10 protein-coding genes and 4 pseudogenes are annotated in these 12,345 nt (G+C 64.4%); 7 read left to right on the forward strand and 7 right to left on the reverse strand.

The window, feature by feature from the left end; genetic code table 11:
• Positions 1-132: 132 nt before the first annotated feature.
• The 3 genes and pseudogenes from CA237_RS20105 to CA237_RS18490 form a co-directional block, all read right to left on the reverse strand.
• Positions 133-237: pseudogene (locus CA237_RS20105) on the reverse strand (IS481 family transposase); the annotation flags it as partial.
• A gap of 49 nt (positions 238-286) precedes the next feature.
• Positions 287-532: an SOS response-associated peptidase gene (locus CA237_RS19790; RefSeq protein ID WP_164523921.1), complete on the reverse strand. Its 246-nt coding sequence runs from the start codon at positions 530-532 to the stop codon at positions 287-289.
• Positions 533-578: 46 nt separating this feature from the next.
• Positions 579-848 carry an HU family DNA-binding protein gene (locus CA237_RS18490; RefSeq protein ID WP_126015175.1) on the reverse strand — a complete coding sequence of 90 codons (270 nt, stop codon included), beginning with the start codon at positions 846-848 and terminating at the stop codon, positions 579-581.
• Between the two features lie 41 nt (positions 849-889).
• Between CA237_RS18490 and CA237_RS18495 the strand changes: the two genes are divergently transcribed.
• The 5 genes from CA237_RS18495 to CA237_RS18515 all read left to right on the forward strand — a co-directional run bounded on the left by CA237_RS18495 (position 890) and on the right by CA237_RS18515 (position 7,760).
• On the forward strand, positions 890-1,111 hold the full coding sequence (locus CA237_RS18495; RefSeq protein WP_126015177.1) for a hypothetical protein: 222 nt from the start codon (positions 890-892) through the stop codon (positions 1,109-1,111).
• 628 nt (positions 1,112-1,739) lie between these two features.
• Complete coding sequence (locus CA237_RS18500) at positions 1,740-2,501, forward strand: protein ImuA (RefSeq protein ID WP_206433019.1); 762 nt, start codon at positions 1,740-1,742, stop codon at positions 2,499-2,501.
• A complete protein-coding gene (locus CA237_RS18505; protein ID WP_346773529.1) occupies positions 2,416-4,209 on the forward strand; it encodes a DNA polymerase Y family protein in 1,794 nt (597 codons plus the stop codon). The genes CA237_RS18500 and CA237_RS18505 overlap by 86 nt, the downstream gene beginning before the upstream one ends.
• On the forward strand, positions 4,206-7,469 hold the full coding sequence (locus CA237_RS18510; RefSeq protein ID WP_126015179.1) for an error-prone DNA polymerase: 3,264 nt from the start codon (positions 4,206-4,208) through the stop codon (positions 7,467-7,469). Before CA237_RS18505 ends, CA237_RS18510 begins: the two co-directional genes overlap by 4 nt.
• Positions 7,470-7,502: 33 nt before the next feature.
• Complete coding sequence (locus CA237_RS18515; RefSeq protein WP_241215550.1) at positions 7,503-7,760, forward strand: hypothetical protein; 258 nt, start codon at positions 7,503-7,505, stop codon at positions 7,758-7,760.
• A 368-nt stretch (positions 7,761-8,128) separates the two neighbouring features.
• Here CA237_RS18515 and CA237_RS18520 read toward each other — a convergent pair whose 3' ends face one another.
• A complete protein-coding gene (locus tag CA237_RS18520; RefSeq protein ID WP_241215551.1) occupies positions 8,129-8,617 on the reverse strand; it encodes a hypothetical protein in 489 nt (162 codons plus the stop codon).
• On the opposite strand from CA237_RS18520, the gene CA237_RS18525 reads away from it, so the two are divergent.
• Positions 8,616-8,876: a hypothetical protein gene (locus tag CA237_RS18525; RefSeq protein WP_126015183.1), complete on the forward strand. Its 261-nt coding sequence runs from the start codon at positions 8,616-8,618 to the stop codon at positions 8,874-8,876. The two genes, CA237_RS18520 and CA237_RS18525, sit on opposite strands and share 2 nt — an antisense overlap.
• On the opposite strand, the gene CA237_RS18530 is transcribed toward CA237_RS18525, so the two are convergent.
• Positions 8,857-10,083 carry a M23 family metallopeptidase gene (locus tag CA237_RS18530; RefSeq protein ID WP_241215552.1) on the reverse strand — a complete coding sequence of 409 codons (1,227 nt, stop codon included), beginning with the start codon at positions 10,081-10,083 and terminating at the stop codon, positions 8,857-8,859. The two genes, CA237_RS18525 and CA237_RS18530, sit on opposite strands and share 20 nt — an antisense overlap.
• A 91-nt stretch (positions 10,084-10,174) precedes the next feature.
• Positions 10,175-10,513: pseudogene (locus CA237_RS18535) on the reverse strand (transposase); the annotation flags it as partial.
• A gap of 154 nt (positions 10,514-10,667) precedes the next feature.
• Here CA237_RS18535 and CA237_RS18540 point away from each other — a divergent pair.
• Positions 10,668-11,964: pseudogene (locus CA237_RS18540) on the forward strand (IS110 family transposase).
• Positions 11,965-12,178: 214 nt separating this feature from the next.
• Here CA237_RS18540 and CA237_RS18545 read toward each other — a convergent pair.
• Positions 12,179-12,345, reverse strand: a pseudogene (locus tag CA237_RS18545) (DDE-type integrase/transposase/recombinase); the annotation flags it as partial.

Below are 12,345 nucleotides of genomic sequence, written 5' to 3' on the forward strand. Positions count from 1 at the left end.
GCATGATCTCGACCTCACGCAGCTTCCCGATGATCTCCTCAGGCTTGTGCTTCTTGGCAGGCATGCGTCGTCCCTTCCTTGATCCAGACTGTCATAGTCGATGGACCACTCAGAAGGGGGCAGCTCAGGCTTGATCCCCAGCTCTCGGCTCAGCGTCGAGAGCGAAGCTTGCGATCGCTGTATTGCTGCTCGGACGGCGTGCGTGGTCGTGGCGCTCCCGTGACGTACCTGTCCCATACGGCTTCCTTCCATTCCAACGAAAGGATCGCACCATCAAACCGTGGGATCAAACACCGAGCTTCGTGGCGGGATTGCGCTTGCTTGGGACCTGCGTCGGCACGCCCCATTCCATCGGCTCGATCCGGCGATCGTCGCCATCCTGCACAACGACAGCACCATAGAAGGGCGTCTTCTTCCCGGTCGGGAAGATATCGCCGGTCGGAAAGGTCTCATCGACCTCATAGGGAAGGCGGATGCCGAACGTCGCGGCCACCTCGGCCTGCTTCGTCGTCAGCCTGTACCGATTACACATCCGCGCCTCCTCTCGGCGCCGGCGACTGATCGCCGGCGCATGTTCGTCAGAGCTTGTCCTTCAGGCCCTTTGCGGCAGTGAACGACACCTTCTTCGACGCTGCGATCGTCATGGCTTCGCCGGTCGCCGGGTTGCGGCCCTGACGCTCCGGCCGATCCTTGACGGCGAACTTGCCGAACCCAGGAATGGAGACTTCGTCGCCCTTCGCTGCCGCGTCCGCAATCTGATCGAAGACCGCCACGATTGCCTTCTTGGCGTCAGATTCGCTCGAACCCGTCGACGTAGCGACGCCCTTGGCCAATTCGCTGATGTTCATGCTATTCATGCTCCCCAAAAAAACCAGCGGGATCCTTACTCATGGCGGGCGACGACATAAAGACCGTGCTGGATGAGGCGAACACCCAAGCGGTTGCGCTGATGCTCGGCACGCTTGACGATGACGACGTTACATTGATTTACGAGATAGTCGGCGGGGTAGGGCCGATCGCCGACCTCGCGGTTGAAGCCATGAAGAAGCGGAACATCGCCCTACAGCGTTGGAGATCGTCCCGGATCATCCCGAAGCGTCTCGCCAATTAAGTAGCCTGGTTCCCCAGAGTCCACTGATACGGCTTCCGATCGAAGGCCTGACACCGCGACTTGTCTGCCTGCGGCATAGGGATGCGGAGATACTCGACCGATTGCGCCTGCCGCTGGATGGTCAACCTAACACGGTTGCAGCCATACGAGGGAGGGTCGCTCTCCGCGACTACGGTATCAGCATCCCACGACTTGATCGGATATTCGTCCGTGTGCAGAAAAACGGACAGTGCGGCGCCAAGGTTGGATAGATCGGCGATGCGGCAGGAGCCTTGGCCCCGCCGGCACTCGATGTGCAGGAAGGTTCGGCCGTCCATATCTGGACCCACTAGCGTTCCCTCCGCCGAAATGAACCCGGTGTCGTTCGCGCGGTCGTCTCTGTCGTCATAGAAGGTCTTCGGCGCGTACCTGACGGGCCGATCCTCAGCCGCTTTCAAGAGCCAGAGGGAGGCCGCAACGGCGATGACTGCAGCTGTTCCGAACCCCGCCGCAAAGCTCCGAACACTCAAACGACGATCCCCCCGTACCTCCCGTGTGATCGGGTGCAATGCGCTCAACCGATCGCAATGGGGTTGACCAACGCGGCTCGGTAACGGAACATAAAGGGAACAAGTAGAGTCTAACCCTTATGCCCGCCGACCTTGATTCATCAGTGCCGACCATAGCGCATCTTCGGACGATCGCCACACCTGCGACCGACTTCCGCATCATGCCTTTCGGCGTCGACGCGATCGACGGGCGGCTCGGGGCAGGGGGCCTTCGCGCTGGCGCGCTACACGAGGCGACGGCGCAGAGCGCCACGATGGTCGACGACGCAGCAACGACCCTCTTTCTCGCCAGCATCGCCGCGCGTGAAGCTGCTGCGGCAGGCGGGCCGGTGTTGTGGGCGAGCTGCCGCGCCGACCTATACGCGCCGGCGCTGGAACAGATCGGGCTACCGGCCGCAGCCGTGATCCATGCCCAACCACGTGATGACGCGGCCCTTCTGGCGGTGATCGAGGATGCGGTGCGTGACGGCACACCGTCTGCGATCGTCGCGGAGGCGAGCAAGGTTTCCATGGTCGCGACCCGACGTCTGCAGCTGGTCGCGGCAGAGGCCGACATGCCCGTCCTGCTTCTACGTCGTCGACGCGGTCTTAACGAGGATCCGCTCGCCGAACCATCTGCGGCCTGGACGCGCTGGCGGATCGGCACCGCACCGTCCGAGCGGCTAGATGTCGCGGGTGTAGGAAGGGCGAGATGGGCAGTGGAGTGCGCTCGCCAGCGTGGGGGTGAGGGGTTCTCCCTGATTGTGGAGGGCAGCGATGAGACGGGTCGTCTCGCTGTTCCTGCCGGACTTGGCCATCGAGCGGCTGAGACGGTTGGAACGGTCCGCTTCGCGGCAGCCTGAACGGCCTGTCCTCGAGCTGCCGGTAGATGACGACCCCGGCGCCTGTTCGGTGCCGCAGGGCGGCGGTTGGCGGCCAGGCGCGCGGTGGGCACGCGAGGGCCTGCCTTCCCGCGCCGACGTCGAGACGCAGATTGCGGCGCTGCCAACGCATGCGCAGCCGCCCATGCGCGAGCTCGGCCGGCGATCGGAGGCAGCAAGCCACCCTTATAAGACCGTAATCGCAGGGCATGCGGGGCGGAAAGCATCGCCATTGGATATTAAAACCGATGGCCTTCCACCCTTGGCGCTCATCGGGAAAGCTGGCCGGCGCGAGGAGGTGGTTGCTGCGTGCGAAGGTGCGCGGGCGCTCGGCATCCATCCCGGTATGGCTGCAACCCACGCGCGCGCGCTGGTATCGGATCTCGACTTCCGTCCGGCCGAACCGGAGGCTGATGCTGCACTCCTAGATCGCCTTGCGCTGTTCGCGGTTCGGCGCTGGTCACCCATTGCTGCTGTCTCGCCTGCTGATGGGCTCTGGATCGACCTTGCGGGCTGCGCGCATCTGCATGGTGGCGAGGAGCGGTTCTGCAGGCGGCTGATCGCCTTCTGCCGTCGTGCTGGTTTCACCGCACGCGTGGCCGTCGCTGATACGGCAGGGGCGGCCCATGCCCTCGCTCGCTTTGGTCGCAGCGAGCTCATCCGCGTCGAGCCGGGTTCAACCGCCAGCGCGATCTCGCCGCTGCCGATCGTCGCCCTGCGCCTAGCGCCGAGCGCACTCAGCGCCGCCAAACGCTTCGGCTTCGAGACAGTAGCGGATCTGCTGCCGGTCGCGCGCGGGCCGCTGGCGCGTCGGCTCGGTCTGCCGGCGATCACGCGTCTGGATCAGGCGCTGGGCGCGGTCGCCGAGCCAATTACCCCGCGCGAGGATGCCGAGGTTCCAATCGTCGAGCGTCGCCTCCTTGAGCCGATCGGCACGGCCGAGGCGATCGAGCAAGTCATGGGCGACCTGCTGAACGAGCTTGCGCAGGTCCTGCAGGCGCGAGGCTTGGGCGCACGGGCACTCCGCCTCACGGGCTTGCGCGTCGACGGCACGGAACAAGTCGTGGGCGTCGGGACGTCGCGCCCGACGCGCGAGGTATCCCACCTCCTCAGGCTCCTAAAACTCAGGATCGAGCGGATCGACCCCGGCATGGGGCTGGAGCAATTCTGGTTGGTCGCGCCGCATACCGAACCGCTGGATGCGGTCGACCTTGGCGCCGTCCTCGCCGGCGAGGCGATGGTGCGAGACCCGGCGCGCCTGGTCGACGTTATCGCCGGCAGGATAGGGGGCTATGCCGTCTACCGGCTTGCGCCCGTCGAAAGCCATGTGCCGGAGCGGGCCGTCACCCGCTCCGACCCGGTGGAGATGCCAGGATCATGGCCCGCGTGGAAGCGCCCGATCCGCCTCTTTGCCCGGCCGGAACCGCTGGCGCGCGTGATAGCGCTGATGCCGGACCAGCCACCGCGTCGGTTCGAATGGCGCGGCAAGACCTACAAGATCGTCGCCGGCGACGGCCCCGAGCGGGTCCATGGTGAATGGTGGCGCCGCGATGCCGAGGTGTGGGCGGTGCGGGACTATTACCGGGTCGAGGACGATGCGGGCGGCCGCTACTGGGTCTTCCGACGCGGTGACGGTTTCGAGGAAGATACGGGCGACCTGTCCTGGTGGATGCACGGGGTCTTCGGATGACCCACTATGTCGAGCTGCAGGTGCTCACCCACTTCTCGCTGCTACGCGGCGCGTCGTCGCCAGAGGAGTTGTTCGCGGCCGCGGCGCTGCTCGGCTACCCGGCGATCGGCGTCAGCGACATCGGCACGGTTGGGGGTGTCGTGCGGGCATGGGAGGCGCAGAAGGCTACGGGCGTCCGCTCGATCGCGGGCACGCGCGTCGATCTGTCCTGCGGCCGGCGCTTGTTGCTCTATCCGACCGACCGGCCCGCCTGGTCGAGGATCACGCGGCTGCTCACCGTCGGCAAGAAGCGGGCAGGCAAGGGCGGATGCCTCCTCGACTGGCACGACCTCGAGCCGTGGTCGGAAGGCGTCGTCGCCATCCTGCTGCCGCACGAGGCGGACGAGGAGAACGTCGCCGCACTGAAGGACCTGAAGGCTATCTACGGACGTCGCGGCTATATGGCCCTGTTCCAGCGGCGTCGGCCGGGGGACGCGGTCCGCATCGATGCGCTGGCGCGGCAGGCGGGCGGGGCAGGGGTCCGTGCCGTTGTGACCGGCGATGTGCTCTACCATGCGCCCGAGGCACGGCTGCTGCAGGACGTGGTGACGGCAGTGCGCGAGAAATGCACCGTGGACGAGCTCGGCTATCGCCGCGAGGTGAACGCGGACCGGGCGCTCAAATCCCCCGACGAGATGGTGCGGCGCTTTCGCGCCTATCCGGACGCACTGCAGGCGAGCGTCGACATCGCCCGCATCTGCACCTTCGACCTCGGCGAGCTGGCGTATCAGTACCCGCATGAGCGCCTGATCGAGGGGCTGTCAGCGCAGGAAGCCTTGGAAAAGCTGGCGACCGAAGCGGTCGAGCGGATGTTCCATGGCCAAGTGCCGGAGGCGTACACCAACCAGATCGCGCATGAGATGCGGCTGATCGGCGAGCTTGGCTACGCGCCGTACTTCCTCACCGTCTATGCGATCGTGCGGGAGGCGCGTCGGCGCGGGATCCTCTGCCAAGGCCGCGGCTCGGCCGCAAACAGCTGCGTGTGCTTCGTGCTTGGCGTCACCTCCATCGACCCCATCAAGCACGAGCTGCTGTTCGAGCGCTTCGTGTCGGGGGAGCGCCGCGAACCGCCCGACATCGACGTCGACTTCGAGCATGAGCGCCGCGAGGAGATCATCCAGTGGATCTACGAGACCTATGGGCGTGATCGCGCGGCGCTGACCGCGGTCGTGACCCGCTACCGCGCGCGAGGCGCGGTGCGTGACGTCGGCAAGGCGCTTGGATTACCCGAGGACCTGACATCCTCGCTGGCGGGGCTCGTTTGGGGCTGGTCGGCCGAGGGCGTCGGCGAGAAGCAGGTCGACGAGCTCAACCTCGACATCGCCGATCGCCGGCTACGTCTGACGCTTGACCTCGCACGCAAGCTGATCGGCGTGCCGCGGCACATGTCGCAGCACCCAGGCGGCTTCGTGCTGACGCATGACCGTCTCGACGATCTGGTGCCGATCGAGCCCGCGGCGATGGAGGATCGCCAGATCATCGAGTGGGATAAAGACGACATAGACAGCCTGAAGTTCATGAAGGTCGACGTCTTGGGCCTCGGCATGCTCGGCTGCATGAACCGAGCCTTCAACATGCTGGAGGCGGACAAGGGCCTGCGCGTTGAGCTGAAGGACCTGCAGGACGACGACCCCGCCGTATATGCCATGATCCAGAAGGCCGACACGCTCGGCACCTTCCAGATCGAAAGCCGAGCGCAGATGAGCATGCTGCCGCGCATGAAGCCGCGCCGCTTCTATGACCTCGTAATCCAGGTCGCGATTGTGCGGCCGGGGCCGATCCAGGGCGACATGGTCCACCCGTATCTGCGCCGGCGAGAGGGGCTGGAGCGGCCCGAATATCCCCGCCCGGAGCTGCGCGCTGTGCTGGAGAAGACGCTGGGCGTGCCCCTGTTCCAGGAGCAGGCCATGAAGGTCGCGATTGTCGGCGCTGGCTTCACGGCAGTCGAGGCGGACCAGCTGCGCCGCGCCATGGCCACCTTCAAATTCACCGGTGGAGTCAGCCACTTCAGCGAGAAGCTGATCGAGGGCATGGTCACGCGCGGCTACCCTCGAGAGTTCGCCGAACGCACCTTCCGTCAGCTCGAGGGCTTCGGCTCCTACGGCTTTCCGGAGAGCCACGCCGCCAGCTTCGCCAAGATCTCCTATGCGAGCAGCTGGATGAAGCATCATCATCCGGACGTGTTCTGCGCCGCGCTGATGAACGCGCAGCCCATGGGTTTCTATGCGCCTGCGCAGATTGTCCGCGATGCGCGCGAACATGGCGTCGAGGTGCGGCCGCCCTGCGTCAACGCCAGTCGCTGGGATTGCACGCTCGAGCGGACAGGCGGGCGCTACCTGGCGGTGCGGCTTGGCCTGCGGGTGATCCGCGGCCTCTCGAACGCTGACGGGGCCAAGATCGTCTCAGCGCGCAGCACCACCGCATATGACTGCGTCGAGGACGTGTGGCGCCGGTCCGGCGCGCAGCGTGCCGCGATCGAGAAGCTGGCGGACGGTGACGCCTTCCACAGCTTCGGCGCCGATCGCCGGCAAGGCCTTTGGAAGGTGAGGGGGCTTGGCGAGGCTCCGCTGCCGCTCTTTGCCGCGGCGGATCGTGCGGCCAAGACATTGAGCGCCGAAGGCATCGAGCCAGAGGTGCAGCTACGGGCGCTGACCGATGGCCGTGAGGTGATCGAAGATTATCGCAACCTGCAGCTGTCGCTCCGCGCTCATCCGCTGACGTTCGTGCGTGACGAGCTGCGACGGCGCGGCGTCACTCGGTGCGCTGACCTCGCCAGCGTCCGCGACGGCCGGCACGTCGAGGTCGCCGGCATCATCCTCGTCCGCCAGAAGCCTGGGAGCGCGAAGGGCGTCCTGTTCATCACAATCGAGGACGAAACCGGCATCGCCAACGGCATCCTCTGGCCCGACCGTTTCGAGGCGCAGCGCCGGACCGTGATGTCGGCCTCCATGGTCGGTCTGAAAGGGCGCGTTCAGAAGGAAGGCGAGGTGATCCACGTCATCTGCGACCGGATCGTCGATCATGGCGACCTACTGCATCGTGTCGGAGATATGTCCTTCCCGCATCGCACCGGCCGTGGCGATGCGGGCCAGCATCCAGGCTCACCGGACCGCGGGGACAAGGGATGGCAGCCGGAGCCGCGGAGCCAATACTGGCCGCCCCACGCGGACGGTAAGGATCCTGAGGAAGTCGTGCGCTTCAAATCGCACGACTTCCACTGATCCGTGTCGACGCTGCCTCGGCACCAGCGCGTAGTGATCGCGCTGTCGGTGCACATCCTGCGCGCCGGCGTGGCGAAGTGCCAGGAGACGAAGGTCGACGGGATCGAGGTTCGCCTGGCGTTGCGTTGTCTGCTGCCCCACTGCCCTGAGCGCTGGCCGTTGGAGCTCTACTGGGACGCCGCCTCACAGACCAATGAGATCGGGCGGGCCCAAGGCGTCACCGCGGCCTTTAACGGGATCGTGCGGCAGCTCCGGAAAGCCGGGCGGTACGAGGACGTTTCGTCGTTGTGAGCAGCCGGCTGACGAATGAAACTCCATATCGAACGGTCGGCGAGTGGGCGGCTGTCACTTTGCACTTCGAATGAGACTGGATAGCTTCGAGATCGCCACATACTTGCATGGGAGCTGAGACTCGTAGCGAAAGCGAACAGCCGCCTCCGCGATGGCTCACGATAAGTGAGCTTCGCGACAAGCTGTACGGTGTGCATTCGCAACGAAGATGAGACCAGTCTCACGGATGTGCAAAGAATCTCGTTTAGTATGAAAGCTGGCACCAGGCGCATGACCGTTGAAGAGCAAGCCCAAGCAAGAATCGTGCTAAGGCGTTGATTTAACATAATCTTTATTATCGATCTTGCGCGTTTGCGCTTGCAGATCATTTACCAGAACTCTCGACCGCCGCGTATTTCACGCCACGCATTGTCCCACTTCACTCCAACCTCGCTACTGACAGGTCGAGATCCAGGCTCAAATTCGGTCATCGCGTCATCGATGTGCTGCGATGGCGCTCCTGAATTAAACGGTGCGATCCGGTGCCGTCGAAGGTGCCAGACATAGGCCTTCTCGTGTTCGCTTGCCGGCTCGGCCCGTCCCCAAGCCACGTCCTGAAATTGGCGCTGCGCAGCGCTCCTGGGTCGCCGCTCGCGCAGTCGCAGCGCCTCGTAGAAACCGAGATGCGCTGCCAACAGCTCCTCGTACCGAGCAGCGATGCGAGGATCCTCTACTGCCTCCTTCGCCGTCATCGCGCGTCCTGCAACGTCGGAAAGAACAAATACGGAAAACCGCTCGCTTAGTTCAATACGGTCTGCTACGCTTTGCAAGCGTAAATCGCGCCTGGTTAAGCCGATTGGTGCAGGAGAAGCGGCCATGTTGAACCATGATACTGGTCAGATGGACTGGGATGCCGGCCGCGCTCAAGGGCCAGCATTCCCCGCCTCGTCCTTCTCGGTGAATCCAGACAATCTTTTCGACCCCTCTACCCCTCGTGGCAGAGAGCTACTGGACGAGGTTTACCCATCTAGCACCGCTGATGTGGAAAACGAAGTGTCGCCGCACGCACGTTGGATCGTTGCTGCCGTGCTGATCGTCATGTTTATCGGCCTATTCCTTATTCCTGGGCATTCCTAAGCTGGAACCGCTTGGGGTCGACCGGCCTGCCATCCTTCCAAAGCTCGTAATGAAGGTGCGGGCCGGTCGACTTGCCCGTGCTTCCCACCCGACCAAGAACTGAGCCCGCCTCAACGTTACTACCTACCGGAAATCCCGACCGGTCCTGCATGTGGAAGTATTTGCTTTGCGACCCGTCGCCATGCTGCAGAACTAGGTAGTTCCCAGCACCGCCTCCTTGAAAGTCATTCTTCACCACTCGGCCGGACGCTGGCGCACGGATTTCAGTGCCCAGCGCTGCCGCGATATCGACGCCGCGGTGATGATGCCCCGGCTGCCCGGTTACCGGGTCGATGCGCCCCCCCATGTTCGAGCTCAACCGTCCGGAGATCGGCAGCGTTGCCCGCTCTCCCCGCGGCAGTTCGTAAACGTGGCTTGTTCCCTGGCCCATGCCTAGCGTGTCGCGCGCCCAATCACGCGCCCCCTCGACGCCGGGGAGCGTCGTCGGGATCCACGCGTCATTCCGCTCCCGAACGTGGTCGCCCAGACGTCCGGCCGTATCCTTGGCGTCGTCGACCTGGTTTCCAATCTCGAAGGCCTGACGAGTGATGCGTGCGGAGGCGTTCGGGATCGCGTCTGAGACCTCGCCGGCAAGATCGTGATCTCGCGAGCTGTCACGGATCGAGACATCGGGTCCCTGAGCAGCCACGCCAGCAGCGCGATGTCCGCCCCACTGACGAACACCAGCCGCAGTCGTCGACGCGGGACCATGCAAGGTTCCGCGCAGATGCTCCGGAACGCTGACGCCGAGCTCGTCCCGCACCTCGGCAACGCGACGCTCCATAAAGTCGCCAAGAAGGATGTCTCGAACCTGCTCCTGTTCCCGGGTACGCGGCATCACCATGCCGGGGGTCCAACCAGACTGCGAAAGATTGTCATCCTGCAGCAGCCGCTCCTGCGCGTACGTGACGAACTCCTGGGTCTCGTTACGGCTGAGCGACCAGCCCCTCGACGAGGCTTCACGAACGTCGTTGCTGACGCGCTGGAATGTCTCCTCCGCGCGGGTCGCCTCGAGCGAAGCCGACCGCGATTCACCAACGCTAACCCCGAGCTTTTGCGAAAGCGATCGTACTTCACTGTCGCCACTCGAACTTGTTTCACGGAAGAAGTCGTCCCGTGCTGCCTTTGCCTGAGTAGAATTGGTCTCTCTTGTGAGATATTCCTTCATTTCGCCGAGAGCTTGATCACCGCTTACTGTTCGGCCGGTATTTTCGGAGGCTATCGATGAGCAGCCCCCATCGGGTGGTCCGGGTTATTAGTTAGTGCATTGTCGTCTCCGCCGCCATTGCCGGTCGTAGGTGGAGCGAAGCGGAACCGGAGGCCGGCAATGGCGGTGTCGCCGCTTGTGGTGCGGGCGGCCGATAGCCCAGGCTGCTGTGCGGCCGGACGGTGTTGTAGTGACGGCGCCACGCCTCGATCAGTACCCTTGCTTCAGCGAGGCTGTAGAAGATCTCGCCGTTGAGCAGCTCATCGCGCAGCGAGCCGTTGAAGCTCTCGTTGTAGCCATTCTCCCACGGCGAACCCGGCACGATGTACAGCGTCTTCACGCCAACCTGCCCGAGCCATTTCTGAACCGCGGTAGCGATGAACTCGCTGCCGTAGCACATTGGGAAGCGCTGGTTCGGGAGCCGCTATGGCCCTGATGAAGACAAGGCCGCGTAGCGGCCGCAGACTTCATCAGGGCAAGCCATGGCCGGTCAGCAGGTATCTAAAGTGAGGTTGTCGAGACAACACTTTGGAGGCCGACCGACCATGACCAAGCTCACCTCTACGCCTGCCGGCGCCGTGCTGGTAGCCATCGACATGTCCAAGAGCCGACAGGAGGTTCTCATCGAGCGACCGGAAGGCGGCCGGCGCCGGCGGATGACCGTCATGGCGACCAGGCAGGACTATGACGGCTTTGCCGAGCAACTCGCTGCTATCGGGCGCCCTATCATCGTCGGGTTCGAGGCGACGGGTAATTACCATCGTACGCTGGCGCACCGGCTGCTGACGGCAGGGTTCGAGCTGCGCCTCATCTCGTCGGTCGCGCTCGCCAGAACGCGCGAGGCGCTGCACAACGGCTGGGACAAGAACGACTCCAAGGACGCGCAGGTCATCCTGCACATGCTGCGGATCGGTGCGACGCAGCGCTACGTCGACCCGCTGGTGGCCGGAATCAACGACCTGCAGGAGCTCTCGAAGACTCACGAGACGATCTCAAGGATGAAGACGCAGACCTGGCATCGGATCCTGACCCACTACCTGCCGCTGTACTTCCCCGAGATCGCCCGCTTCGCAGGCAACAGCCGGTCCGACTGGTTCCTGGCGCTCATCGAGCGGTTTCCGACGCCGGCCACCATCACGGCGCTGGACCGCGAGGCGTTCTCGGCCGCGGCATGGCCGCTCATCGGCCGCAAGGTCTCCAAGGCACGCCTCATCAACGACATCTACGAGACGGCGTCCGCCTCGACGGCACTGCCGGTGCCGGAGAACTCAGCCGCCATCACCATGTTCCGCATGGTCATCGCGCAGGGCCGCAGCCTCATCCACCAGCGAGACGAGATCGAGCGGCTGGCCCATGCGCGGCTCGCCGATGACGTCGACTACCAGCTGCTGCGCAACATTCCGGGCATCGGTCCGATCAACGCGCTGACCATCCTGGCCGAGGCCGGTGATCTGCGGCGCTTCAACCATCATCGTCAGTTCCTGAAGTTCTGCGGTCTCGATCTCGCAACGTGTCAGTCAGGCACGTTCCGTGGCCGCACGAAGCTGTCCAAGTACGGCAATGCGCGCCTGCGCCGGACCTTCTGGATGGCTGCCCAGGTCGCCGCGCGTCAGCGCGACAACAGCTTCCGCGACAAGCTCGGACGATATGTCGCCGGGCACGCGGACGATGCCGACCGTCGCCGCAAGGCGATGACGGCGCTCACCGCCAAGATGGCGCGCGTGGCTCACGCCGTCATCAAGACGGGGACAGAGTACCGGCCGTTCCTCGAACGGTCGGATGCCAGGTGGAAGGACCCCTCTCTGCAAGTGCCGTGAGGGCGCTCGTCGAGCGACCCTGTAGATAATGTTCGGGCCTTCCACCTGGGTGCGTATCTCGTTTTAAGGATGGTGAGGACCACGGCCGCCTCGGCGCTGCTGGATCCTGTGTTTGCTATGGCAGGGAGCGATCCCGTTGACGGTGGGAGCCATCTGGCTCAGATTGCATGCCGCGCCGACGGTTGTCGGCGCATGGATATCTGCTGGCCAAAACCCGCCGCTGCTTCCCGACATAGGACGTTATCTGATCTGATATGCGCGGGCGGACCCCTCGCGATGAACAGGTCGGCAAGCGCTGCCAGCACGTCTTCGTGTCGAAGCTGGCGCGCGACGACCAGTGCCAGGCATTCCCTGCTGGCCTCATCGATGATGGTCAGTATCCGGAACTTGCGCCCGTCATGCGTCC

The sequence above is a fragment of the Sphingomonas sp. ABOLH genome (genome assembly GCF_003951715.1).
Classification (GTDB): Bacteria; Pseudomonadota; Alphaproteobacteria; order Sphingomonadales; family Sphingomonadaceae; genus Sphingomonas; species Sphingomonas hankookensis_A.